The 26,080-nt window shown below is 58.8% G+C and carries 25 protein-coding genes; 18 read left to right on the plus strand and 7 right to left on the minus strand.

Annotated features, from left to right (window positions below):
• Positions 1–227: 227 nt before the first annotated feature.
• Positions 228–983 (minus strand): DUF8073 domain-containing protein, encoded by a 756-nt coding sequence (locus D8670_RS20700; protein ID WP_162994171.1) that lies wholly within the window; start codon positions 981–983, stop codon positions 228–230.
• A 716-nt stretch (positions 984–1,699) separates the two neighbouring features.
• Here D8670_RS20700 and D8670_RS04085 point away from each other — a divergent pair.
• The 11 genes from D8670_RS04085 to D8670_RS04125 all read left to right on the plus strand — a co-directional run bounded on the left by D8670_RS04085 (position 1,700) and on the right by D8670_RS04125 (position 13,242).
• Positions 1,700–2,893, plus strand: coding sequence for a glycosyltransferase family 4 protein (locus D8670_RS04085; RefSeq protein WP_162994172.1), 1,194 nt, complete (start codon positions 1,700–1,702; stop codon positions 2,891–2,893).
• Positions 2,886–3,935, plus strand: a complete 1,050-nt coding sequence (locus D8670_RS04090; RefSeq protein WP_121816816.1) for a Gfo/Idh/MocA family protein — start codon at positions 2,886–2,888, stop codon at positions 3,933–3,935. Before D8670_RS04085 ends, D8670_RS04090 begins: the two co-directional genes overlap by 8 nt.
• Positions 3,932–5,140 (plus strand): glycosyltransferase family 4 protein, encoded by a 1,209-nt coding sequence (locus tag D8670_RS04095; protein ID WP_121816817.1) that lies wholly within the window; start codon positions 3,932–3,934, stop codon positions 5,138–5,140. The genes D8670_RS04090 and D8670_RS04095 overlap by 4 nt, the downstream gene beginning before the upstream one ends.
• Positions 5,137–6,402, plus strand: a complete 1,266-nt coding sequence (locus D8670_RS04100; RefSeq protein WP_121816818.1) for a sulfatase — start codon at positions 5,137–5,139, stop codon at positions 6,400–6,402. The genes D8670_RS04095 and D8670_RS04100 overlap by 4 nt, the downstream gene beginning before the upstream one ends.
• A complete protein-coding gene (locus D8670_RS04105) occupies positions 6,399–7,724 on the plus strand; it encodes a sulfatase (RefSeq protein WP_121816819.1) in 1,326 nt (441 codons plus the stop codon). The genes D8670_RS04100 and D8670_RS04105 overlap by 4 nt, the downstream gene beginning before the upstream one ends.
• A complete protein-coding gene (locus tag D8670_RS04110; RefSeq protein ID WP_121816820.1) occupies positions 7,721–8,674 on the plus strand; it encodes a glycosyltransferase family 2 protein in 954 nt (317 codons plus the stop codon). The genes D8670_RS04105 and D8670_RS04110 overlap by 4 nt, the downstream gene beginning before the upstream one ends.
• Positions 8,664–9,605, plus strand: coding sequence for a glycosyltransferase family 2 protein (locus tag D8670_RS04115; protein ID WP_233752189.1), 942 nt, complete (start codon positions 8,664–8,666; stop codon positions 9,603–9,605). Before D8670_RS04110 ends, D8670_RS04115 begins: the two co-directional genes overlap by 11 nt.
• Before the next feature lie 115 nt (positions 9,606–9,720).
• A complete protein-coding gene (locus D8670_RS20705; protein ID WP_162994173.1) occupies positions 9,721–9,879 on the plus strand; it encodes a DUF5989 family protein in 159 nt (52 codons plus the stop codon).
• A 2-nt stretch (positions 9,880–9,881) separates the two neighbouring features.
• The gene (locus D8670_RS20710; protein WP_162994174.1) at positions 9,882–10,217 is read left to right on the plus strand and encodes a hypothetical protein; all 336 of its coding nucleotides are present in this window, start codon (positions 9,882–9,884) and stop codon (positions 10,215–10,217) included.
• Complete coding sequence (locus D8670_RS04120; protein ID WP_121816822.1) at positions 10,217–11,977, plus strand: carbamoyltransferase family protein; 1,761 nt, start codon at positions 10,217–10,219, stop codon at positions 11,975–11,977. Before D8670_RS20710 ends, D8670_RS04120 begins: the two co-directional genes overlap by 1 nt.
• Positions 11,974–13,242 (plus strand): SGNH/GDSL hydrolase family protein, encoded by a 1,269-nt coding sequence (locus tag D8670_RS04125; protein WP_121816823.1) that lies wholly within the window; start codon positions 11,974–11,976, stop codon positions 13,240–13,242. Before D8670_RS04120 ends, D8670_RS04125 begins: the two co-directional genes overlap by 4 nt.
• Here the strand turns inward: D8670_RS04125 and D8670_RS04130 are convergent, their stop codons facing one another.
• Complete coding sequence (locus tag D8670_RS04130) at positions 13,243–14,331, minus strand: glycosyltransferase (protein ID WP_162994175.1); 1,089 nt, start codon at positions 14,329–14,331, stop codon at positions 13,243–13,245.
• Positions 14,332–14,684: 353 nt separating this feature from the next.
• Between D8670_RS04130 and D8670_RS04135 the strand changes: the two genes are divergently transcribed.
• Positions 14,685–15,908, plus strand: coding sequence for a glycosyltransferase family 2 protein (locus D8670_RS04135; protein ID WP_121817559.1), 1,224 nt, complete (start codon positions 14,685–14,687; stop codon positions 15,906–15,908).
• An 88-nt stretch (positions 15,909–15,996) separates the two neighbouring features.
• On the opposite strand, the gene D8670_RS04140 is transcribed toward D8670_RS04135, so the two are convergent.
• From D8670_RS04140 to D8670_RS04150, 3 genes are all read right to left on the minus strand, one after another.
• Positions 15,997–16,524, minus strand: a complete 528-nt coding sequence (locus D8670_RS04140) for a metal-dependent hydrolase (RefSeq protein WP_121816825.1) — start codon at positions 16,522–16,524, stop codon at positions 15,997–15,999.
• Between the two features lie 23 nt (positions 16,525–16,547).
• On the minus strand, positions 16,548–16,775 hold the full coding sequence (locus D8670_RS04145; protein ID WP_121816826.1) for a hypothetical protein: 228 nt from the start codon (positions 16,773–16,775) through the stop codon (positions 16,548–16,550).
• 81 nt (positions 16,776–16,856) lie between these two features.
• Positions 16,857–17,891 carry a DUF8073 domain-containing protein gene (locus D8670_RS04150; RefSeq protein WP_121816827.1) on the minus strand — a complete coding sequence of 345 codons (1,035 nt, stop codon included), beginning with the start codon at positions 17,889–17,891 and terminating at the stop codon, positions 16,857–16,859.
• A 1,409-nt stretch (positions 17,892–19,300) separates the two neighbouring features.
• Here D8670_RS04150 and D8670_RS21915 point away from each other — a divergent pair.
• Entirely contained in the window at positions 19,301–19,447 is a 147-nt protein-coding gene (locus D8670_RS21915) for a DUF7837 family putative zinc-binding protein (protein ID WP_449272249.1), read from the plus strand.
• Positions 19,448–19,944: 497 nt separating this feature from the next.
• On the opposite strand, the gene D8670_RS04160 is transcribed toward D8670_RS21915, so the two are convergent.
• On the minus strand, positions 19,945–20,271 hold the full coding sequence (locus tag D8670_RS04160) for a hypothetical protein (RefSeq protein WP_162994176.1): 327 nt from the start codon (positions 20,269–20,271) through the stop codon (positions 19,945–19,947).
• Positions 20,272–20,366: 95 nt separating this feature from the next.
• Positions 20,367–20,546: a hypothetical protein gene (locus tag D8670_RS20715; protein WP_162994177.1), complete on the minus strand. Its 180-nt coding sequence runs from the start codon at positions 20,544–20,546 to the stop codon at positions 20,367–20,369.
• A gap of 121 nt (positions 20,547–20,667) precedes the next feature.
• Here D8670_RS20715 and D8670_RS04165 point away from each other — a divergent pair, with 121 nt between their 5' ends.
• The 5 genes from D8670_RS04165 (at position 20,668) to D8670_RS04185 (ending at position 26,080) form a co-directional block, all read left to right on the plus strand.
• Entirely contained in the window at positions 20,668–22,854 is a 2,187-nt protein-coding gene (locus D8670_RS04165; protein WP_162994178.1) for a COG1361 family protein, read from the plus strand.
• Positions 22,855–23,211: 357 nt separating this feature from the next.
• Positions 23,212–23,487 carry a hypothetical protein gene (locus D8670_RS04170; protein WP_121816831.1) on the plus strand — a complete coding sequence of 92 codons (276 nt, stop codon included), beginning with the start codon at positions 23,212–23,214 and terminating at the stop codon, positions 23,485–23,487.
• Positions 23,484–23,915, plus strand: a complete 432-nt coding sequence (locus D8670_RS04175; protein ID WP_121816832.1) for a type II toxin-antitoxin system VapC family toxin — start codon at positions 23,484–23,486, stop codon at positions 23,913–23,915. The genes D8670_RS04170 and D8670_RS04175 overlap by 4 nt, the downstream gene beginning before the upstream one ends.
• A gap of 424 nt (positions 23,916–24,339) precedes the next feature.
• Complete coding sequence (locus D8670_RS04180) at positions 24,340–25,539, plus strand: NAD(P)/FAD-dependent oxidoreductase (protein ID WP_121816833.1); 1,200 nt, start codon at positions 24,340–24,342, stop codon at positions 25,537–25,539.
• Complete coding sequence (locus tag D8670_RS04185; protein ID WP_162994179.1) at positions 25,532–26,080, plus strand: hypothetical protein; 549 nt, start codon at positions 25,532–25,534, stop codon at positions 26,078–26,080. The genes D8670_RS04180 and D8670_RS04185 overlap by 8 nt, the downstream gene beginning before the upstream one ends.

Consider the following 26,080-nt stretch of genomic DNA (forward strand, 5'->3'; position numbering starts at 1 on the left):
ACTTCTGGCTTTATCTCTTATTCGACAGTGAGGGCACGGACTTTGCTAGCGCAACTCACTATTCACCAGCCATAAAGATTCGTCCGATTAACACTATAATTAGACAATTGCGGGTATGAGGAGCGAACCACCAAGAGGAGCTCCGGTTTCCTACAGGGTTAAGTTTGGCAATATTATAATAACAAAAATGCCATCAGTGGTTCTACACTACGGTCTCTCCTGGATTTTCAATCAGAAGCGCTCTCATTCGTAGAGGAGACTTCCGAGATAGACTCCTCATCGGACTCGTTCTCGGCGTCCGGCCCTTGGTCCGTATTGCCTACGGGAATCGAATCAGGGTCAGCATTGAGCAAGGCGTTAATAGAACTTGAAGCAGTGTTAGACGAGGGCTCGTGAATATCATATTTTATCATGTATCGACGGACTGTCTGTGGAGTCACATCAACATCAAGCGCGTCTGTCATCTCAGCAAATGACGAGTATAATTCGTAGACCTCCTGTAGCCGATCGGGATCACGATAGGGAGGGAGGTCGTCAGTGTCCGGAGGTTCGGAGTGACGTCTTGCTTGCGACACGGCCTCAGTAGGAGATTGATCCGGATTTTGAGCCTCCTGTTTTTGCTGCCCTTCTTCATGTCCTATATCGTTGTTCGACCCGTGATCAACTCCCGATGGTGACTTGCTCCGGGATATTGTATCTTTCTCTCCATTCTCCGGAAAAGCTCTGGCCTGGAATTGAATGCGCAACGCCCCATTATCTTTCACTCGGGCGTCTTCAATGGAAACCGCTTTTTCAGTATCTATGTCTGAATTTTCTAGAAACGGTATTTCGACGTCCATCTCCATTGAAACAGCCCCCGTCTCGGTATCTTCGTCCACGTTCTCCAGTAGCGTCGCTGTGGTGAAGTCCGTCTCCGAACTTGATTTTTCGATTCCAGCACACACTGCAGCCAGTTGTTGTAATGCTTCACTCACCCCCATCATAGTGAAAATCGGTTCCCCCTGAGCACTCTTATAGCTCTACGATAGTTCACGGCCTTATGAATGAATTTTTATAAAAGTAGCGTTCCGCTGGTTATTGAATTGAGAATATAAGTAATATATAATATCGGGTTAGAGCCATAGAGAGCTTAGAAGAAATTCCTGATCAAACAATTCTCGGTGCCAGAAATCCGGGGGCGAACTCTCAATCCCACCGCCGGGATCTCTCTGAGAGATAGATTTCGATGATCTGGATTCCGGATGTCTAGACCATGCTAGAGTCATGTATTCATACTAACCCCTTTGTGCTATCTATGAAGAGTACTCTGCGATTTCTCTTCTACTAGTGGAAATAGTGTCCTCTGATATTGTTTCTCTTTCCCGTACTATGGCAGAGAAACATAAGGGATAGACATGATATTTAAATGTTGTATACAGTACGTGTTATATGTTAATCAGGTGATTTTGATACTACCGAATTTCATTCTTAACGATAGAATAACTTGATATAGTGGGTTTGTTACTAAGATTACACGTGTAGCAGGGAGATGGTATGTTAGATAGCAGTATAAATAGCTATTGCGATCAAAGGTATCTGTCACCCAGTTCGGCCACTCATATCATGGAGAATCATCTGAGGAAGGCCTTGTCTACATGCACTGAGATTAAGAAAAGACCATAGAGTAATGCCGGACGGGGTATCATCGCCGAATCAGGCAATGAGCAGCCCACCAGCTCTCCAAAAATCCACGATTGAGGGTGGCCGGGAAAAGGACCGAGAGAGCGTACGCGTCTTGCTATGCACTGACTACCTCCCTCCGAGTGACGGAGGGGTCGAACAGGTCGTTGAAGAACTCGCACGGCGGTTGAACGACCGAGGCCACGAAGTCGGAGTGTTCACTCTTTATTCCTCGGATGACTCAATCGAGTTATCTGGCCACCCCGATATCGCGGTGTTCGGATCCTCCAAGGTCGATCTGACCGATCTTATCGGTCTCCAAAGCGCCGTATCGATTCCTGCCGTACGAGACTTTAGGCGTGTAATCTCCCGGTTCAGCCCGGATATCGTTCACGTTCACAACAGGTTCTTCTACACCTCTTACCTCGGATTACTATACAAATTCCCCCACGAGTACTCGCTCGTGACGACGATGCATCTGGGGGAACTGGAACACATCGACGGTGCAGGAGGGATCGCAGCGAACGTCTTCCAGTCTCTGTTCGCCAGACAACTCGCCCGCCAAAGCGATGCAGTACTCGGTGTCAGTGACGCAGTTACCGATCTTGCCTGCTCCTTGGGGTCAGGCCAAGCGAAGACGGTACCCAACTCCGTCGATCTGTCTCGCTTCGACGTTCCGCGGTCAGAGTTCGATAAGACGCTTCTCTACGTCGGACGATTGGTCCGTAACAACGGTCCGCAGGACCTCGTTCGGGCGGTACCGAATATCGTGGACGAACACCCCGACGCCCACGTCCACGTCGTCGGGGATGGCACACTCAAACCAGACTTAGAGCGACTCGTGGACTCACTCTCCGTCTCCGACTCCGTGACGATCCACGGCTTCGTTGACGATATCCTCCGGATGTACGAGGACGCCGATGTTTTCTGCCGTCCGTCGTACTCGGAAGGGTTGCCCCTGACGTTGCTCGAATCCATGGCGACGTACTCGGTTCCGGTCGTCACGCCGGTCGCCGGCGCGAAGGAAGTCCTCACGGAGGACCAGACAGGGCATTTCGTCCAAGTTCAGAATCCAGACTCCATCGCGTCCACCGTCAATCATCTCTTCCACAATCCCGACGGGGTAGAACAGATAGCCGAAGCCGCTCGTTCATACGTGGAACGCCGACACAGTTGGGAGCACCGCGCGGAAGATATCGAACGAACCTACAGAGAGGTGCTAAACCATGGATAAGTTCTCCGTCGGCGTTGCGGGCTGCGGAGCGATCGCCACGGAGCGTCACATCCCGGCGATCAAAAACAGCGACCAAGCACAGCTCCGAGCGGTGTACGACCATAAGCTGCCGAACGCCGAACGAGCCGCCTCCCGATTCGACGTTCCGTACGAGTACGCGGACTTCGATCGATTCCTCGACGATGTCGACGTCACCACTATCGCCACGCCGCCCTTCGTCCACCGCGATCTCACGGTCGCAGCGTTACGGTCGGACACTCACGTCCTCTGTGAGAAACCGTTCGCAGTGGAGAAGTCGGACGCCGAGGCCATGCTCGAAGCGGCCGAGCGGTACAACGCTCGGTTAGGCATCGTCCACAACTTCCTTTTCGCCGATTCGGTCAAAAAGGCGAAAACGAGGGTTCAGAATGGATCCGTCGGAGAGGTGCAGTACGTCAAGGGATTCCAGCTCAGTTCGCCCGCTCGCGGTCTCCCATCGTGGTACGCGGACCTCCCCTACGACCTCTTTTTCGACGAGTCGCCGCACCTGCTGTATCTCATGGAGGAGTTCATCGGCTCGCTTACGCCGACGCACGTCGAGTCCCAGACGGCCGACGAACGACTCAAATCACTTTCTGCGACCTTCGACGGAGAAGACGACCGACGGGGGCAGCTCACGATGCATTTCAACGCCCCACTCTCCGAGTGGTACCTGTTCGTGATCGGTACCGAGCAAGTGCTCATCGTGGACGTCTTCCGAGATATCCTGTATGCGTTCGGCAGAGAGCGGTTCCACTCGTCGGTCGAGGTGTTGCAGACATCGCTTTCAGCTGTGATGCAGATCCTCCTCGGCATCGCGCGATCTGGAATTCGACTGCTCGCCGACGATCTTTACTTCGGATTCGCCGACCTGTTCGACCGCTATCTCCAGGCAGTGCGGACCGGCGACGAACCGCCGGTCACCGCTGCAGATGGGTATCGTATCTTCGACACTATGTACGAAGTCATTGAGTACGACGAACGCTCGATCTCCGCGGCTCACAGAGGGAGTGATTCGAGGTGAGCCTTCACGTCGTCCACCTCTACGACGGCCACGAGAAGGTCCACGAGGGGCGCGGTTCCGTACCGGACGTCGTATGGAGTCTCGCGTCGCGAACCACCGACCGCGGACACGAAGTGACTGTCGTCGAACGACAGTGGGAGGACCTGCCAGTGACGGCCGAACACGAGGGGGTAACGTTCCACCGACTCAACCTCTCGACCGGCTCCGACGAGCCGTGGACGGACATCCCCTACGAGATGGTTGGGTCGCCGATTGGAGCTACTCGCCTCTTGGGGGATCGGACGAACTTCGCTCTTCAAGCGATACGGCTTCTGCATCACCTCGAGCCGGATGTCATCCACGTCCATCTCCCCTTCGCAGCCAACGTCGTCGCGACGCTTTCGCCCGGAATGCGGGAGGGGATGGTGTATACGGCACACTTGGGGGAAACCGAGAGCCGCGTTGAAGAACCGACGTTTTCACCGGACGTCTATCTCGCGAAACGGGTCGGGCGAACGGTCGCGCTGAACCCGAAGATACGGCGAGCGTTCGCCGAGCGCGGCGTCGCCGAGGATCGGTTGGTGCTCGTCCCGAACGGCGTCGACGTGCAGCGGTTCTCAGATGTTGATCCTGAGGTTCGAGCGCGAACGTGCGAGGAGTACGCGATCGATGGTGATCCTGTCGTCTTGTTCGTCGGCACTGTCACGCCGCGGAAGGGCGTTCATGAACTCGTCGAAGCAGCGTCGGAGATCGTCGATGATCACGACGGCGTGCAGTTCGTCGTCGTCGGACGGACCGACCTAGAACCCGACTACACGGAGACGGTCCGTGACGCTATCGCCGCGGCCGGGATCGAAGACCAAGTGACGCTCACTGGGTTCGTCTCTGAGGAGGAACTCTTGGCGTTCTACGATCTGGCGGACCTGTTCGTGCTTCCGTCCTACGAGGAGGGATCGAGTATCGCCGTCACGGAGGCGATGGCGGCCGGTCTCCCCGTAGTCGGAAGCGATATCGACGGTATCGCCCAGCAGATCGACCATGGGACCCACGGACTGTTGACGCCACCGGGTGACACGGCGACGCTCGCGGAGCACCTCTCGCGGCTTATCGAGGACGCGGACGAACGAGCCGCGATGCAGTCGGCGATCGACGCCCGCGCACGCGAACTCTCGTGGGACCGGGTGACCGACCGCATGGTGGAGGTCTACGCGGAGGTGGCAAGATGAGAAACACGATACTCGTCACTCTAGACAGCCTCCGGGCGGACCACTGCGGTTACTGGGGGTACGACCGGGAGACGTCACCAACGCTCGACCGGATGGCCGAGGAGGGGGTGGTGTTCACGAATGCGGTTAGTCCTGGTCCGAGCACACCGGAGTCGATGCCGGTATCGTTCACGGGCGAGTACCCCACGCCGCCGGCCGAGACGGGGGACTCGTCGTTGCTGACCGAGCGGCGAGAGACCATTCGCCGCCACATGGAGACCCGCGAGACCCTCGCCGAACGGTTTTCGTCCGCTGGTTACGCGACCGCGGGCTTCTCGCCGAACCCGTACACGTCACGGTACTTCGGGTTCGACGCCGGGTTCGACCGCTACGAGGACTTCATGGGCGGATCGCGGGAGCGACTCTACCAAGGAATACTCGAGGGGGCCCTTGAGGGGACGTCGCTCGCCGCCGTCCTCCCAGTCCGAATTCTCCTCAACTGGGTGCAACGCGAGGAGGTGTTCAAGCCCTGGGAAGCGTTCTACGACGAACTCCGCGACTGGGTCGCGGACGTCGAGGGACCGTACTTCCTCTGGGTGTTGCTGATGGACACGCACGACCCCTACTTGGTCCCGTCGGAGTATCGCACGCAGTCACGCGCCGCGATGTACCAGGCCAACTATCGGTTGTGGCGACAGAACCACGAACCGCCGTTCTCGGAAACGACCCACGAGCGGCTCGTGCGAGCGTACGACGATACGATCCGATACGCCGATGATTTCCTTGCTCGACTCCGATCGGACTTCGGCGAGACCGACCCGCTCATCGTTGTCCACGGCGACCACGGTGAGGCGTTCGGCGAACACGGCACCTACGGCCACCACGCCCGCCTGTACGAGGAGAACGTACACGTCCCGTTCGTCGTTGACGGCGGTCCGACGGGAACCGTGAAAGCGCCCGTCTCACTCCGTGAGATACCGGACCTGCTCTGGACGTTCGCAGTCGAAGAGTCGACGCCGATACCTGACGGTTCCCCGGCGGTTGCGCGCACGCTCGACGGAAACCGCATCGCCGCGCGCGACCGACGGTGGAAGTACATCCGCAACGGCGGCCGCGAGGACGAACTCTACGCGCTCGCGGACGGAACCGGAGAAACCAATCCCGTGACTGACGAGAGCTTCAAAGAGACGCCACGGCGGCTCACCGATCAGTGGAGGGAGTCGTTCCGGGAGCGGGAGCGGATCGCTGCCGCTGCGGGCGATATTGGGGAGGAATTACTATGAGTGACGATGAGAGAGACCAGCGAAACGTAGTGTTGGTGACCGTGGACAGTCTCCGTGCGGACCACTGCGGCTACTGGGGGTACGACCGAGAGACGTCGCCGACCCTCGATCGGATGGCCGAAGAGGGATTCGTCTTCGAGCAGGCCTTCGCACCGGGACCGAGCACGTACGAATCGATGCCGGCCATCTTCACGGGGCGTCACATGACGAGCTTCTCACCGAACGTCGAGTCCAGTGATGGCGACGAAGATGCGATCGATGCACGGACCCGGAACATCCGGATGAACATGAACGCGCCGACCATCCCAGAATGGTTCGCCGAGCAGGGGTACGCCACGGGGGCGTTCACGACGAATCCGTACACTGGTGCTCATACGGGGTTCGCCCGAGGCTTCGACCACTACGAAGACTTCATGGGGGACGGCGAGGGCCCGCTGATGCGGAAGGCGGCGCATCTTCCTGTCCTTTCCGAAATCAAGCACGTAATTACGCTTCTCCGCGGCGATCGCGCTTCGAAGCAGTGGACCGAGTACTACGACCGCATTATCGAGTGGGTGGAAGACGTCGATGATCCGTACTTCCTGTGGGTGTTCCTGCTCGACACGCACACCCCTTACCTCGCCGATTCGGAACATCGGGCCGAGACGGATGTCAGCCACCTCGAGATGTACTATCACAACTGGCGGCTGTGGATGGAGAAGAAGTGGCGCGCGGACGAAAACCACTCATCGCTAGACCAGGAGACGCTCGTCGACCTCTACGACGCGACGATCGCGTCGGTCGACGATTTCCTTTCGTCGCTTCTGGAGGATCTGGGAGATACGGATCCCATAGTCGTCGTTCACTCCGACCACGGCGAGGCGTTCGGCGAACACGGCACCTACGGTCATGATGCACAGCTCTACGAGGAGAACCTCCACGTCCCGCTCATCGTCCACGGAAACGGGCTCACGGGGCGAACAACGACGCCGGTGTCGCTAACCCAACTTCCAGAACTACTACAGCACCTTGCAACCGGCGCTGAACAGCTTTCAACGGTGAACCAACCCGGCACAGTTCTCTCGAAGACGTTCGATGCCGAACAGTTCTGCCTCCGTGGCCCTGACTGGAAGTACGTTTGTCGGACGGATCCTGACGAGAAAACAGTTCAGGACGATCGGCTGTACGATTTGCGCCACGATCCCGACGAGCGAGACCCGATAGACAAGCCGGAGTCGCTCGCAGCGGCCTGCCGACAGGCGATTCGTCGTCGACTCAGTCACGAACGGGAACTCGACGTTCTCGCCGACGGCGTTTCCGCAATTCGGGGTGAACAGTCGTGAATCTCAGCGTCGTCATCACGACGTACGACCGTCAGGACGATTTAGTCGAGTGCCTCCGTTCGCTCTCTTCCCAGTTTGATCCGCCAGAGGAGGTTATCGTCGTGGACGATGGAGACGTGGATACCACCCAACAGCGACTCTCAAACGAGGACCTAGAGTCGGTTGAACTCGTCTCGGGAAAAGGAACAGGACTCCCAGCGGCTCGCAACGCAGGGATAGAAGCGGCCACCGGTGACGTGGTCGCGTTCGTGGACGATGACGTGATTCTCCCGTCGAACTGGACGCAAGAGCTCCGACGGACGTACGAACGATTCCCCGAAGCCGCCGGCGTCGGCGGATACGTCCTCAACTACAGCCCAGATGGAATCAACAAGGCCAACGTCGAATCGTTCAGGTACCGTCTCCTGCAGGGGATCCGGATGGCGTTTCTTCACGATAAAGTAGGGGAGGTGAGCCCCATCGGTATCCTCTGGGCACCACACGTGTTCATGACCTCAACCATCCGCTTCGTAGACACGTTACAGGGCTGTAATATGTCCTTTCGGGCGGAAGTGTTCGAATCGACTCGATTCGATGAATGGTACGGGAGTACAGGCTCTTCAGCCTGCGAGGAGCTGGACTTTTGTACCCGCCTTTCCGCCAACGGCCACCAACTTATCTACAACCCCCGCATGGTCGCGGTACATAAGCGCTCGATCGACGGATTGAACGATGAACGGTCGGGCGAACCGAACTACGGGAATATGGCCAATCTGACCTACTTCATTCTGAGCCATCCGAATATGGGTCTTCTCAACTTACTGTTGTTCGTTTCCGCAGTGTCCGTGTACACTGCAATTAGCGTTGATACCGGATATCTCGGGGCGGTGAAAGACGGCATTCTCGCCTATCGTCGCTCCGAATCCGAAACTCCGGTACAGATCGATGGAGGCGACTCCAGTGGCCAGTAACTCCGACGAAACGGTCTCGGTTGTGATCCCGACGTACTACCGTAATGACGAACTCGACGCGGCCGTAGAGAGCGTTTTCGCACAGCGGTACGATCCCATAGAGATAGTCGTCGTCGACGACTCCGGAGAAGCCCACGCCGCACCAGTCGTGGCAGACGACGACCGCGTGACGTACGTGCCGCTGGAAGAGAACCGCGGTCCGTACGCAGCCCGGGAGATCGGGATAGAGCGATCCACAGGGCGATACGTCCAACTCCTCGACGACGATGACCGACTCCTGCCCGGCAAACTCGAAGCACAGGTGCCGCGACTCCGATCGAATTCGGACGTGGGGGTCGCTTACTGCGGACTTCGATGGGAAGACGGACCAACAGTTCATCCCGACCCAACGGTCCGTGGCGATGTTCTCGAAGACGCTCTCCAGTTCTCGACCTCACCGGCGATGATGGGGACGATGTTGGTGGAACGATCCGTGCTCGAAGCGCTCCTCCCGTTCCCAAACCGTCATGGTGCCGACGATATCGGACTGAAGATCGAACTTGCCCGGCAGACCGACTTCGACTACGTCGACGAGGTATTGCTCGTTCGCGGACGCTCATCGAATTCTGTGGGGACGTCGTGGGACGCTATCGAGGGCCGGCACGAGATACTGTCGTCCTACGCCAACCTCTACGCCGAGTATCCCGACGCTTGGCGGCGTGCTCTCGCGGAAACATACTTAGTCTCTGGACAGTTCCGACTGAACGACCGTATCTGGTCACCGGCCGCTATTGCCGATTTCGCTCGGGCACTGTACCACGCTCCCGGACTCCCACCAGTGTATCTCGGGTCGTTGATAGCTGCGTTGTTTGGCCGAGGTGTCTATCGTCGTTCCCGTTCGTTGTACTCCTCGATTGCCTTGGGCGACGAGCGTGCCGGAAAGACGATGTAATATTATCTTATTTATTACTAAAAAACACACCAATAAGTGGTCTATCGATGCAGTTCAGACATATGAATACCGTATCTGCCCGTCAACCGTGGTCGTTTAGCGAGGAGGGGCTTCCATGAAAAAAGTATCGACGGTACGTGAGGTGTTCGGGTTCCTGCGAGAGCGGAAAAAGTACTGGCTCGGACCGCTCATCGTGATGCTCGCCCTGTTCGGTGCGCTTATCGTCGCGGGGGAGACGTCCGGTCTTGGGCCGTTAGTCTACCCGTTCTTCTAACGATGGCGGGAGTACACCCGGACCAAGAACGAGAGAGGCAGGCTGGAACCGAAAGCGACCCTGAGGGAGAGACTCCAGGGGATTCCTTCGGGGCAGTTCGAGGCGGTATTCAGGCGGTCGTCGCAGCGTGGATGGCCGTTGTGAGAGCCGTGAGCTGGCTCATAGCGCGAGTGGTTGCGCTTCTCGCGTTCGTCATCGGCTTCGTTCCCTACTCGATCGTACTGCGGCTCGTTCGGTTCGACCCTCTCGATCGCGATCTCGACCCGGAAGCGGAGTCGTACTGGTCCGAGACGGTGGCGACGAACCGAGAGCTAGACGAGTTCCGCAAGCAATACTGATGTACGTCCTCGGGATCTCCTGTTACTACCACGACGCGGCGGCCTGTCTGCTCGAAGACGAAGACGTCGTCGCGGCCGCGGCCGAAGAGCGGTTCAGCCGCGAGAAACACGACTCCTCGTTTCCTGACCAGGCAGTCGAGTACTGCTTACAGGAGGCGGACATCGACATTGGCGACGTGGACTACGTCGGCTTCTACGAGAAGCCCATCGAGAAGTTCGATCGCATCGTCGAGACGTTCACCGCTATCGCGCCCCGCGGGCTACGGTCGTATCTCGAGGGCATCCCACTGTGGATGCGAAAGCGTCTCTGGATGCGCAGCGACATCAAGGACCGTCTCGATTACGACGGCGAAGTCCTGTTCGGCCGGCATCACCAGTCACACGCAGCTAGCACCTTTTACGCGAGTCCGTTCGAAGAGGCCGCAGTGCTGACCGTCGACGGCGTAGGTGAGTGGAACACGACGACGTGGGGCGTCGGCCGCGACAAGGAGGTGGAGATCCGCGAGACGATCGATTTCCCTCATTCGCTGGGACTGCTCTACTCGGCGTTTACCGATTTCCTCGGCTTTGAGGTGAACAACGGCGAGTACAAGGTAATGGGGCTTGCCTCGTACGGCGACCCCGCCTACGCGGACGAGATCCGTGACGAACTTATCGACGTGAAGCCAGACGGTAGCTTCCGGCTGAACATGGACCATTTCAGCTATCTCCGGAAGCCCCGGATGACCGATGGTGCCTTCACGGACCTGTTCGGGATGCCGCGACGGAAACCCGATGATGATCTCGAAGATGAACACTTCGACGTCGCAGCGAGCGTCCAGACGGTTCTGGAGGAGGTGATCGAACGCCTCGCTGAGACGATTCACGAGCAAACCGACATGGACTACCTTTGTATGGCCGGCGGCGTTGCGCTCAATAGCGTCGCGAACGGACGCATCCTCACCGAGGGACCATTTGAGGACACGTTTATCCAACCGGCCGCGGGCGACGACGGTGGGGCATACGGCGTGGCCGCGAGCATCTATCACCAAGCGCTCGGCGAGGACCGTTCCGTTCCCTCAGACTCGACCGCCCGAATGAACGGGACGTATCTCGGCCCGTCGTTCGACCGAGCGGCGGTCGAGACAGCGGTCGACGACGCAGGAGACACTGTCAGTACCGAACGGTTCGAGGCTACAGACGCTCTTCACGCTGCGACGGCCGACAGACTCGCAGACGGACAGGTCGTCGGCATTTACCAAGGACGGATGGAGTGGGGACCGCGCGCGCTCGGTAACCGTAGTATCCTCGCCGACCCGCGGGACGGGGACATGCAGGACGTCGTCAACCGCAAGATCAAGTTCCGCGAGGGCTTTCGCCCGTTCGCGCCGACGGTCCTGGCGGACCACACAAACGAGTACTTTGACGCGCCACGGGAATCACCGTACATGCTGCAGGTGTTCGACGTGCACGATGAGAAACGCGACGTGATCCCGGCTGTGACGCACGTGGACGGCACCTCGCGGATTCAGACCATCGCGCGGTCGGACAACCCCACCTACTACGACGCGATCGATGCCTTCCGAGAGCGAACCGGCGTCCCGGTAGTGCTGAACACGTCGTTGAACCGGCGGGGCGAACCGATCGTCTGCACGCCGGCGGACGCCGTTGACTGTTTCACCGGGACGGAGATGGACGCACTCTGTCTCCCCGACGCCGATCTCCTCCTCACTGACGGTCCGGAGGCCGACGACCATCACGGGGCGGATGTAGCAAGATGACCGACGACGACTCTGACGGCCTCTTCGATGTAAGCGAACAGAACAGAGACCGGCTGTTGAACCTTGCTTTGATATTCATGAGTATCACCGTCGCGTTTGCCGGGCTCGAAGCGGGGCTTCGAGCCGGTGTGGTCCCGTACGATCGTAGCGTTTCCTCCGAGGATATTCACTGCTCCGGACCAGATGATCTCCACCAGTTCCACCCCGAGTATGGATGGACGCTCTCGCCAAATGCGACCTATCTCCGCCACTGGAAGAAGCCCGACGGTGAGGACGCTCGCTATCTCTATACGACCAACAGCGAAGGGTTCCGGGACACGTATGATTCCGGGGACCGACATGTCATCGTCGTGGGCGACTCGTTCACCGAAGGCGCCGGCGTCACGGAAGGTGGCCAGTACACGCATCTCCTTGACCGCTGGCTCCCGAACACCTCGTTCCAAACGTATGCGGCCGGCGGCTACGGGACCGATCAAGAGTTACTCGTCTACCGGAACGTCTCCGAACAATACGACCACGACCTCGTGATACTCGCATACTACTACGGCAACGACGCGAACAACAACGCCGGCAACGGATGGCCGCAGGGGCCGCGGCGTCCGCGATTCGAGCTTCGGAACGGCAGTCTCGTCCAGACGCACGAGCCAGTCGACCAGGTCCCATCGGATACCGCAGGCTTTCGTGATTACGGCGTCATCGGTGCGGTCCACGGGACACTCAGGGACCACAGCATGGCCTATGACTGGTCCTACCGGCGCATGCGAACGGTCGCAGCCAAGGCAGGTCTCTTCGGTGGTGGAGCAGACGACACGCCGTCACCACCAACCGGCGAAGAACGACGCTCCCAGCTGCAGTTGACCCGTGCCCTCCTCGATGAGATGAGTACCGAAGCGAGCAGCCACGATGCTGACGTTCTCGTGGTCGGCATACCCGCACGCGGTGAAGTCACACCCGACAATCCCGCTCATTATCCGACGGACCAGGGAATTCCCTATTATCAGGATCAACGACAGATGATACAGAACGCTGCATCGAATAACTCGAACCTCGCCTATCTCGACTTGAAGCCACGACTCGAACGGGAAATCGAGAATGGGGAACAGATATACGGACAGGAGGTAGCGAACGCCCACTTCATCGCGGACGGCTATCAGGTGATGGCCGAAACTATCTACCAGCACATCTCGGCCGCGGGATACGTCCCAAATCGCTCCGTCGACTACGATGAGGATTATCGTCAAACCGTGATGTCCTGTCCCGAATAATCACTTCGCGCTGCAGACCTCTCGCCACGCCTCGCGGAACCGTTCGACGTCGTACCGCTGTGCGCTCTCTTGAATATGGTTCGCGTTCCACTCTCGGTCGTACATCCGCTCGACAGCTTCTCGGAGGTTTTCTGCCCCGCGCTCGAACAGCACGCCGTTGTCGCCGTCCTGGATCTGCTGTTTCGTGAACCCCTCGGCGATGCCGACGACGGGTTTCCCGCTGGCGAGCGCTTCGACGGGGACGATCCCAAACGCTTCTCGGTCACTGTTGAACACGAGCGCGTCACAGTTAGCGAGCAGGTCTCGCTTCTCGTCTTCGGAGACGTAGCCGAGAACGTCGACATTCGGGCCGGCCGCCTCCCGTACGGCTGCCTCCTGCGGTCCGGTCCCGGCCACCTGCAACCGATACTCGGTCCCCGAGAGCGCCGTCACGAGTTCGACGACGCGTTTGGCGGGCGCAAGTCGTCCCACGTAGAGCAGATAACCGCCGTTCGCCTCGCAGTAATACCGGTCGGTATCGACCGGCGGGTAGATCACGTGGTCAGCAGTTCGGCTGTAGTAGGACCTCAGCCGCTCGCCGATCGTCTCGGAGGGCACGACGAACTCCTCGATGCGGGAGACCGTACTGACGTCGTGGACGCGGACACGTGATTGGTACCACCGCTTCAGCCATCCGACCAGCGCTGGCGCGTCGTTGTACCGCCCTGGGCCGAGGTCGAACAGCCACCGCGGAGGCATGTTCAAGAGGTGCACCCGGCGCTGATGGGGCTGCTGAATCACGGCTTTCGCCGCCTCGCTGACAGTGATGACTGTGTCGTGTTTGTCGGGGACTGCAAAGTCCTCGTACTCGAGGCTATTGACGATCGCCCCGATGGGGGCCCGGTCGAGAACCGCTCGCATCCAGTCGTTCCGCCGAAACTCGATGACGTCTGGGGCACGGCCGGAGCTGGTGTTAGGAAGTTCAACCGTCTGAACCGGTGTGTAAATCGGCGCGTCGATCGTGTCGGCAAGCTCGGCGACATAGCGTTCTAATCCACCGATCTTCTCGATTGGTTTGAAGATCAGACACGGATCTGTGGTGTTGGACACGTGGTCGTTCCCTGTTTCAACCTATCTATGAGGGAAAACAAGAAGATGAGGTTTCGACACCTCTACTGGGTTGCAAGCAGAACTCGGCTAGAGTTCATGGACCTCAACTAAGATGTTACTGGAGTATATTAAGCATTTCCAACAATCAATGACATATTCATGATGTATGTAAAATCAGTATCCGATATCTGTTATCTTAATCGGGAATGTCCTTTAACCAGTACTTCGAAAGCAATTTCGGGGGAGATAGATGAAAGAATCTCAAGACAGACGGGGGGCATACTGGAGAGTCTTACTTGGATGTGACCATCACCGGGGACGGACGACAGGCTACCATCGGCAGCGAGGAGAGTATGTCGAGTGACAGTACAGACCGAGAAGCGCAGGGTCCAGATGTGGAACCACTCGGTCGGGAGTCCACGAGGCACGCCGAAACGCCGTTCCTCTCGGCCGAGTCAGACGTAACCCCGACGCTGTCTATCGTGATGCCGACGCTCAACGAAGAAGACGGTATCCGGGAGTGTATACACCAGATCGAAGCGGCCGTGCAGGAGTTAGGTGTCACTGCAGAAGTCATCGTCAGCGATAGTTCGACCGATCGGACGCCGGAGATCGCTCACGAACTGGGGGCGATCGTGATCACTCCTGATCAACCAGGGTATGGGTACGCATATCGCTACGCATTCGAGCATGCCCGGGGTCGATATATCGCAATGGGTGATGCCGATACGACGTACGATTTTGCGGAGATCCCACGTCTCCTCCGGAAGTTAGTGGAGAGCGAGGCTGACATCGTCATGGGGAGTCGACTCAACGGCGAGATCAAGCCGGGAGCGATGCCCACACTACATCAATATATCGGAAATCCACTGCTGACGAGGTTCTTAAATACGTTCTACGGCGTCGGCATCAGCGACGCTCACAGCGGTTTCCGTCTCTTCACTCAGGAAGCGCTCGATATGATGGACCTGAAGACAGATGGGATGGAGTTCGCGAGCGAAATGGTTATGGAGGCGGGATCAAAGGGACTATCGATTGAGGAAGTGCCCATCGTCTATCACGAACGCAAAGGGGAGGAGACGCTAGACAGTTTTCAGGATGGCTGGCGTCACGTTCGCTTCATGCTCATGAACGCGCCGGGCTACTTGTTTTCGATACCAGCACTCGGCTTGTGCCTTCTCGGCGTGGCCACGATGATTGCGTCCGTATTCGATAGCCAACTAGTTGGTATTACGTTCGGTACACATACGGTAATCGCGGGTAGCCTCTTGACTATCGCAGGGTATCAGATGGGGAACTTAGCCCTTTTCAGCACTGTGACGGACACGATTCGGAAACCACGTGACCCTATCACAACTTGGATTACGGATAACGTTCGTCTCGAACACGGTGTCACCATGGGGACTGCACTCATCGCCGGCGGAAGCGCCTACGTTGCATACATGCTTGTCCGTTGGCTCGAAACAGGTTCACTTCCGTTCGTCATTGCGAACATGCTCGCCTTCACCGCAATTATTGTCGGTATTCAAACCATATTCTCATCGTTTTTCTTCAGTATGCTGCGGAAATATTGCTAACAAAGATTTTAGTGGGGGAGACACGGTAGCCAGATGCCCTGGTTCCGCTATTCTTTCTGCCTTAATGCCTCCCTCGGTGGATCGTGGATCAAGACTGGCTGTCCGACCGGCCGGTGTCACCGAAGTATACAGTCAGAAACGCCAGTAGCGACGCGATGCCGAACGAGTTCAGGAAGCCGTAGGAGTTGAATCCGGGACGCGGCTCTGCTCCCGTTAGGGCGACAAAGGGCCCTTGAAACGCAACCCCCAGAATTCCCTCTCCGAACGACACTTGTACTGGATATGTCAGTCCGATTCCGGCCCTACTAAATGGATAGAAGAGCGGTACTGGTCCCCCATCGATGAAATCTAACACCAGATGACTCATGATGAACGCGACTGTGAGACCACTGAGGATCATCTCTCCACGCCACTTGCGCTCTATCAATAGTAGCCCGAGGCTGATCGGAACGAGTACTGTTAGTGAGTGAAGGAGCCCAGGCTGTCCAAGCAGCTTGTCACTGTCCGCCAGTAAGCCGAAGCCTCCAAGCGCGAGGTACTGCGGCCGTTCGAATACGTCATCACACACTGCATACGCGATCGTCAACGGCAAAAAGACATGGGTGAGTGCATCCATCCCTACCCGTATCTCTGATGAGCTCACTCATTTAAGTATCCCAACGATTGGAGCCGGTCTTTCACTTCTTCTTCGTCGACCGGTTCGAAGTCCTCGTCTTCGGTTTCCTTCTCGACGCGGTAAAGCACCTCTTCCATCACATACGTGATGTAGTCTGCTGGCGTCTCGAATTCAGTCCGTGAAAGGCGATCTTCGACACGGGAAACGATGCGGTCAGGCAAATCAACGGATGTAGTCTCTTTGGAACTCATGCTGTTAGCTGTCTTTGGTATCAACGAAGGTTCTGATATATTTTGCTCCGATATGAAAAACGAGAACAGGATCTGGCCAATTCACTTCGCACGCTCCTGCAGCGATGCAGTTCGAATGCGCTCGTTGATCTCCTCCGCCGATGGGTTCTTCTCGGATACAGATGATATCCGACCATGGACAAATTCGAGCAGGTCTAACTCTTCAAGCAGACCCCGTGCACGGTCCCGACTGACACCCAGTTTGTTTTGAATCTCGTACAGTGTTCTGCTTGTCCGGACTGCTTCTTTGATCTCCTCGATGGTTACTGAGCCCGGAAGATCGAGATCCTCTTCGTCAAATTGATCAGCCTCTGTCATTCCGTCGGGGCTTGACTTCTGTTCCGCGCCGGAGTCTCCCTCATCCGCGATTGGCTCTTCGGTGGTATCTCCCTCATCCCTCTCCTCGGAGTCAGCGGTCTGTTCTTTCCTACTGGAATCCTCGTTGGCAGTATTGATTTCCGATGATGACACCGCGGCGAGTTGCGATGACTGTGTGGGTGAGGGTTCGTGGATGTCGTGTTCAATCATGTACTTCCGCACCGTTTGTGGGGTGACCTCGACGTCAAGTGCATCTCTCATCTCCGTAAATGTGTCACACTCGTCGTACACATCTTCCAGTGTATCGGGGTCCCGGTAGGGCGGGAGATCCCGTCCGTTGCTGTGGTCATCTGTATCCTCGGCAACTGTCCCGCTCGCGTTTGGGCTTTCTTCCTCACCAACAGCGTCTCGATCTTTCCCGTTTTCCTTATAGTCCGATTCTGCCTCCACAATGGGATCGTCTTTAGTGCCGGTATCAGAGTCTGATCCGGTTGTACTGTCTGCACAGCCTTCAGTCTCCGTCTCAATAGCGAGTTGAAGATCTATACCCTCACCGGACACGTGGGCATCCTGGGTTCGTATCTGAATGTCTTCTCTATCCTCGACTGCTAATGGGATCTGGATGTCGAGGCCAACAGCCATCGTCGAGTCCGTCAGTACTTCTCCCTCGTCGATGGCGACTCCGATATCTTCGCCCTCGATGGACTCCACTGCTTCGACGACATCCGCAACCTTTCGAAGTGAGTTTGCGAACGTCATTCTATGGATCCATGTCGGATTCTTCTCTATGTTGGTCGGAATGAATCACCTGCGTAAATGGCAGAGTATTCCCTGTACTGGACCCCTGCACTGGCGTGTTGCCACACTCAACGCACACATACTGCCCGTCGATCGTTGCGGCGGCGGGTGCATTGCACGAAATGCATTTCACGCCGGCATTCCTCACCCCTCTTGGATAGCGCCCCATTGTTTTGTTGCTAAACTCGTGATCTGTGGTTCCATTAGTACGATGCTTGTTAACGCTTCGCTGTTTTCATAACTGATAATCAGCAATTCAGATTCTACGAGGTTTTTAGTAAATTCACTCACTGAATCTCTGTTCGAGTAACGAACAAGGTATATAATAGTTACTGCTTTTACACGATTGAGGTGAAGCCATATCACCTCCGGAACAGGGATGGAATTCGGGTCTAAAGATATAACCAATAAATATTTAGATAAATTTTATAAATATTGCATAGAAATACTTATACAAAATTGTGACCGGTCTAGCGATAGTCTCTCTATCGACTACTTCGAGAATATCATGGCTTGAAATTCACCATCCACAACGGGCGATCGAGCCATTATCATCCGTGAGCGTCCCGGGACTGCCCCAGCAGTCCGTTATCCCCGTCTCGATCCGCTTGTTGACCCCGTCTAGGTGGGTGCGTGTTGGCGTGATCGGAAGCCGGATTGGACTTGAGAGGAAACACTATCGAGGTGTCCAATCCAACATACGGTATTCGCAGAGGTACTCGGCGTTGTCGTACCCTCGCAGGTGTGCGACGACCGATAGCGCGTTGGGAACATATTTTCGTACTCCTGCTCCTCCGGGGACCGTAGACCGATTGGTCGTCGGCAGGTACTTTCATTCTGGACACCGGTTAGTATCGTCACGAAAGCGCTTCCTCCGCGTCGTGCGCTAATTAGTCGTGCCTTTGCCCGCAAACACGCTATTAACGGGCGCGGTGTCGACAAAAAGGACGTTGTGTTCGCTTAGAATCCCGATCTGCGTACTAGTGACAGGCAGATAGTCGTATAAGGGGCTAACAACGTTCGAGCAGTCTCGGGGAGTAGACGAGATTCCCGTGAAGAAAGCGTTCACTGTCCTCTGGCCAAAGCTGATCGAGTGAATAGTTGGCAATCCATTCTGTGAAACCTGATTGGGAACAGTTCAGTAGTCGTAGGTGGAACCCATACCGCTTGGCCACCGTCCCATCACAGCACCGATCACTGTCCCCACCCCGCCACAGGTAACGGCTGAGAAACACCGACGTCCGGCTCTGATTACTTCCACTTCGCTTTACGGGCATTTATGCGGGTCTCCGTAGTAGCAAGGATCGAGGGTACTGCACCCTCTGAGAGGCGCTCCAGAGAACTGATCCCCTTTCAACCGGAAGCACACGATGAGCAGGCCAACCCCACTCGGTCGATGTCCGCGATGCCAGTCCCAGATTCCTCCGTCGTTCCAACTGGTCGAGTACGAAGTCGACGACCAGGCGAGATGCTACGCCGAGTGTCCTGACTGCAACGACGTCGTCCGGCCGTCGTAGTCACGTCGAGCGGGGATCACCGGACGAGGTAGCCAGCCACGGCTTCGTCCCCGTTGGCAGTGCCTGACGCTACGCCGTTGAAGAATACGTCCACCCGCCGTGGCGAGGGCCTCGGAGCAGCATGAACGAGCGTACAGACGGGCGGCACAGCCGTTCGTCCTGTATCACTGCAGCGGATGAGCCGCAAGAACGGGGACGACGGCACGTTCACGATGAGTAATTCGCAGGCATTCTCGGCGGCTACAGCGGGAGGAGTCGGCCGTCATCGGGCGGGACGTAAGCAGGGTGGATATCGCCGGACCGACACTTCAGGCGCACAAACACGCTCTCAAACCGTCACCGAGCTCGTCCACTGAGCGGCGAGCTGTTCCGCGTCGGTCCGGAACTATGCATACGTCCGTTCGGCCCATCCCGAACATCCGAACCGGTCGTCTCGGCGAGACACTCGGGAACCTCGTCGTTGTCGACGCCGATCTGAACGGTGTCGTCGGTCAGCCTCAGGTAGAACAGGACCGGCCGGTTGGCCACAAACAGCCCGCAGCGATCCGACTCGAGGAGGGCTTCGACGGGCTCGCGGTAGTTCGGGTCGGTCGACAGCGTCGCAGCGACGGCTCGTCCGTCTCCCCCAACTCGCGATCGTCGGCGGCGTCGCGGTGAGTGCCGTCGCGTTCGCCGATACCGCGCTTGAGACAGCCCACCGGATCGGGCGATCGGTCGGTGTCCCGCTTGCACCGACGTACGTCCTCGCCGTCAGTGTCGTTCTCGTCGCTGTTGTCGGGGCGAAGGTCGTCCCGGCCCTTCTCCAGCGGGTACTGCTGTCGCATCGCGGCCCCCTCCACGACTCCGGGTATGAGCGCTCCTTATCGGCGGTAGCGTCGCCGCCCTCTACGCCTTCGACGTTCGCGTCTTCGGCACAGCGTCACGTCAGCGTGACGTACTCGTTGCGGCCGCGGCCGGCGGCCTGCTCGTCGGTATCGTCGTCCATCTCGCCGCGGACCACGAGTTGTGCTCCTGACTGCAGTAGTCGACGAGAGCGATCACCCGGACCTTTTTGCCGACCGCGCTCGGCGATCGAGTACGGGCCACGCCGAGCAGTCATCGCTTCACTACTCGGTCGTCGATTCACAGTTTCTCGTCGACAACACCGTAGCTATGGAACAAATCTTCGGTAGCCACGGCGTAAGAATGTCCAAGATGCGATCGGTCGTAGGACAGCGTTCATGGCGCGTAACGACACTACCGAGGGTGCGCCTGTAGAGGTGAATCGACGCGCCGTCCTCGGAGCCGTCGGCGTCGGTCTCGCGGCGAGTCCCGTCGTCAGCCGAGAGGGTCTGGGATCGCGCCGAGCGCGTCGGCAGTCCGACGACGCGGTCGTCTTCGCGGACGACTTCGAGGACGGGGACTTCGCGTGGACCGACCGCGGCCACCCGGAGTTCTGGGAAGAGAGCGACGGCCGCGTCCACTACACGCCGACGTCGTCCGCCGGGAGCACCGGCGATAACTACGCCTACGCCAACGAGACGTTCGATGGAGAGAGCGGACTGCTGGAGTGGCCCCTCGCCGTCGAGGTCGAAGCCTACGCTCGCGACACCTCGGCCGGGGTCGGGGCGATGCTCGTCGAGGGTGGCGCCCAGGACGGTCTCGGTAACGTGGTCCTGGGCGTCCAGGACAGCGCCCACGCCGGCGGTGGCGACAGCTTCCGCGTGTGGAACTCCGAGGGGACGGTCGACGTCGGGACGACCCGCGACAACGAGACGTGGTACACCTACCGGCTCGTGCCTGACCTCGAGGCCGACCGCATCGACGTGTACCGAAACGACGAGCACTTCACGGTCACCGAACCGCGCGACGACCCGATCGGCAACGTATCGGTCGTCCTGAGCGGCGGGACGTGCTGGGGCTGTGGCGGCCCCGGCAGACGACAGTACGAGTCGATCAGGGTGTGGGACGTGAGCGGATCGGGCTCCGGGTCGGGATCCGACTGCGCGGTCGACGCCCGGGTCACCGCGTTCGAGGTGCAAGGCGGTGAGTACCGGGCTGGCGATACGGTATCGGCACAGGTGACCGTGGAGAATACCGGCGACTGCGACTACGAGTTCTTCGTCGGCTTCGGGGTGATCGACGAGAACGGGACCGCGTACAACAACGACGGTTCGACCGGCCACCCCCTGCGCGTGGCGCAGGGCGAGACGGCGACCACCACGGTCGAGTGGCAGGTCGAAGAGGGCGCGCCGACGGGGTCGTACGACGCCGGAACGGCAGTGTGGCGAGAAACCGACCCGAACCAGCTCGAAACGCGCCTCGACCGCGCTACCCGGAGCGAGGCCTTCACCGTCGTCTCGGGATCGACCGGCGACGCGGACGCCGTAACGGGCACTGTCGTCAACGCGCGCGACGAGCCGGTGAGCGGCGCGACGGTCCGCGTATTCGGCTACGCCGACCAGCAACTCCTCGGGACGGCGTCGACGGACGAGAACGGCGAGTACGCGTTCGACTGGTCGGCCGACGAGCGCGACGCCTACACGGGCGAGTACGACACCGTCGTGATCCTGGTGCACGGCGACTTGTGGTTCGACTCGGTGCGGATGAACGCCGGCAGTTTCTTCGACACGTCGTCCGAGGCAGGCTTCACGCTCGGTCAGGAACTCCTCCGAACGCCGACGGTGGTGCAGACGGCCGACGGCTTCCCGCTCGGTGAAGTCACGGTGTGGCGGTGGGTCGACGTGGGGTCGGCGGAGCAGGGGGTCCTGAACGTCGAGGTGACGAACACGAGCCGCGGCGGCGATGTCACGAACCTCAACGACGCCTACGACCTGTCGAGCGGTATCTTCACCTGTATCGTCCCCGAGGACGGCGTCGGGATCGACTACGGCCCGTCGGACAGCGTCTCCATCGGCGGCAGCGGGCTCGACGCGTCGACCGTTCTGGCCGTGCAGACGGCAGACGCCGGCGACCTCTCTCCGTACCACCCCGAGAACACCGGCCTCCCGTTTCACGCGGCGGCCGCCCACTACGGCGTGTATAGGATGCTGTCGACGACCGGTGAGACGAAGACGGGCGAGGAGGCGGTGAGTCAGGTCGTCAGCACCGTCCCCGGGCTGTCGACGTTCGCGGGGGCGGCCGACACGCTGGAGTGGGTGTTCGGCGACCCGTTCGAGCGGACGGGGTCGCTCGGCGAGTCCCCGGACAGGATCGACCCGAACCAGCGCGACAGCGTCGAGGGAGCGTGGAACTCGGGGAACGTCCGGTGGGAGGAGGCGTCCGTCTACTTCTCGGTGCCGTACGAGCTGACGGGGGGAGAGGGAGTAGAGTTCACCGTCGTCGCGGACTGGCGGTTCGGCAACGCGCTCGGGTTCGGCGAGGGGTCGGCGTCGTTCGCCGAGTCGTACGACATCGCGCCGCTGTAGAACGCCGACCCTATCCTCCGAGACGTTCAGTGGGCCTGTCACCGATCGACGTGTGTTCCGCGGGTCCAGTATGTCGAACGCCTGGACCGACCCTACCGGCGCTCGTATCGTGAGCCGACGTGATTCACGATTCGGTTCACTTCTCAGTGCTCTTCAGTCCGCTACAATGCGTCGACAGTAGCGCTTCGGAGACGGCGATCGAAGGTATCTAGTTGCGTCGTGGCGTGCCGATAGAGAGGGATGCCGAACGCCGGGAGACATCGAACACGGAGGCAGCGTCTCCGTGCCTTGAGAAAACGGCGTTACCGGCGTCTACTCAGTAACAATGTTTACTACGTTTCGGATGCAACTATGCGTATGGCGACTGCAGTGAAGGTCGACGAAGACGCGAAGGCGCGACTCGAAGAACTCCAGGCGGAAATTCGCCTTCGGACGGGCGAGACGGTCACCCAACAGGACCTCCTGACGCGGCTGATCGACGACGCGTACGAGTCACGAGCGGACGTCATCGACTCCTTCCGGGATTCGACCGTGCCGCTCTCTGACGGGGAGAAAGACGCGATGCGACGTGGCCGCATCAGTTCAGGCGTCGAAACCGACGAAGCGGATATCGACGACGTCCTCTACGGATGACGGTGCTCGTCGATACGGGCGTGTTGTATGCCGATCACGATACGGACGCATCCAGACACCATGCGGCCAGCGAGGCACTCGACGCCGTCTACGACGGTGAGTTTGGCCACCCGTATGTGAGCGATTACGTGTTCGACGAGGCCATCACGTTGACCCGGACGCGGGCGGGTTCCCACGATGCAGCCAAACAGTTGAGCGACCGACTCCGCGGTCACGACCCGTATCCGCATGTCTATGAGCTACTCCACGTCTCGACTGCGGTCTTCAACGACGCGATTTCGGTGTTCGAACGATACGACGACCAAGCACTGAGTTTCACGGATGCGACGAGTGTTGCCCTGATCGACCGACACGATCTCGACGGGATCTTGAGTTTCGACGACGACTTCGATGGTGTCGTTCGACGGATCGCTCCAGAGAACGTGTGATGGGGTTTGGCGACATCGAGTTGTGAGCGTCTTCCCCGACCACGGTGGACCGTCGATCGAGACAGTTGTCGGCGGGTAGCCGTCGTGGCTGCTGTTCAACCTGGTCGCGAGCTCGCGTTCATGGGCGTCGCGGGCACGATCCTGCTCAGTAGGGGGGATCGAGCGCGCCCTAGTCGGCGATGACGCTGTCGTCGGGCGCGGTGTCGTCGAAGCGGTCGTCCTACTTGCTCACAGCGGGGACAGGGGTTTCGGGGGTGTACGCGCCGACGGAGTTGGAGTAGCTCGTTCACAGCATTGGGTACTGAAAGCTTGTCACTCGTCGGTACAGCAGGTATGTGCGCTTGTGGCACTGACTTGCCCCCTCGTCGGTCACAGTCAGAACCCGAGGGGAATCCTGAAATACGCGCACGGAGTTGATCGGAGTATGTCCGAGGGCGAGTTGCCGACGACGTCTGACGTCGTTATTATCGGCGGCGGGATCATGGGAACGAGCACGGCTTACTTCCTCTCTCAAGAGACCGCATTAGACGTTGTGCTGCTCGAGAAGAACAAGATCGGAGCGGGATCAACCGGTGATTCGTCTGCGATCCTCCGGCATCACTACGGCGATCAGGAGATATATAGCGAGATGGCGTGGTGGAGCCACCAGTTTTACCAGCAGTTCACCGAACACACGGACGAAGCCATCGCATATCAGTCCAATCCGCTCGTCCGACTCGCGAACGAGGACACGCCGGGTGGGGCGTACGCGCAAGCTGGATACGACGTGCTCTCGGACCTCGACATCCCCGTCACCCAGTACGAGAGCGACGAGCTCCCCGAACAATACCCGATGATCGAGGGCGTCAGCCAGTTCGACTTCGGGATCTCCGATGACGAAGCCGGGTTCTCGGACGGCGCCGATGCGGCAAACGGATTCAGTCGAGCGGCGCGTCGCAACGGTGCGACGGTCATCACGGACACCGGTGTCACCGATATTCACCACGAAGACGACGCCATTACGGGCGTCGAGACGGACGCGGGACGCATTCAGTGTGAGACGGTCGTCGTCGCGGCAGGGCCGTGGACGCCGCGCCTCGGAGACGCCGTCGGCGTCGACATTCCCATCACGGTCACTCGCGAACAAGTGATCCTCTTAGAGCCGCCCGCGGAGTACAAAGACGACTATCCATCGCTCGTCCCGACGACGGCGCTCCCGGGCGGCGAGTGGTACATCCGACCCGACTTCGGCGACGGTATCCTCGTCGCGACCCATCACACGGATGACGAAGTCGACCCCGATACGTACGATAACTCACCGGACGAAGACACTATCCTCGAGCTCACCGAGGAACTCGGGGAGATGATTCCCGAACTCAGGGACGCGGGAATCTGCGGGCGATACTGTGGTGTGTACTCCACGACCCCGGATCACGACTTCATCCTCGACCAGGTCGGTCCCGAAGGGTGCTATTTCGCCTGTGGGTTCTCCGGACACGGTTTCAAACAGGCACCGGCGGTCGGCCGTATTATGACTGATCTCATCCGGGACGACGCGACGCCCTTCGTCGACGCGGACTACTTCTCCTATGACCGCTTCGAGGACTCGCCAGACGGACACGGAAAACCGGGCGACAATGTCTGACTCGTCACAGCGAGCGACCACGGTAATCCAGCCACCAGCCCCACTCGAAGCGGCGCTCACAAATCACGACTTCGGAGCCTCCCCGAGTGAGGTTCGCGTGCTCGGGTTTCCGAAACATCTCCTTGCGTTCGACGTCGAGATCGAACGGAAGTTCCTCAGCAATCGCGAGGTCTCGCTGTCGGTAACGGTCGACGCGCTCACCGGAGTCTGTAGGAAAAACGATGTCTACCCCGACCTCGATACGCGCTACCTGACCCCGACCTCTCTCCTCAACCCGCGGGTCCGGGCGGCCGACGCCCGAGAGACCGCACACACGTTCGTTCGACGTCGCATCAACCGCTGGTATAAATCGTTCACCACACCCAGCATCGAACCCACACGAACCCAGCAGGCGTTCAAACTCTTCTGGGTCGTTCCCACTGGTCCGGATACTGTCACCGTCGTCGACTCTATCACACGCGAACTGACTGCTGAAAACATCAGGCCCGATCAACTCACTGAACGCCACACACCGCGCCCCGAATCCACGTCGACCAACTAG

The sequence above is a fragment of the Halostella limicola genome (genome assembly GCF_003675875.1).
Taxonomy (GTDB): Archaea; Halobacteriota; Halobacteria; order Halobacteriales; family Natronoarchaeaceae; genus Halostella; species Halostella limicola.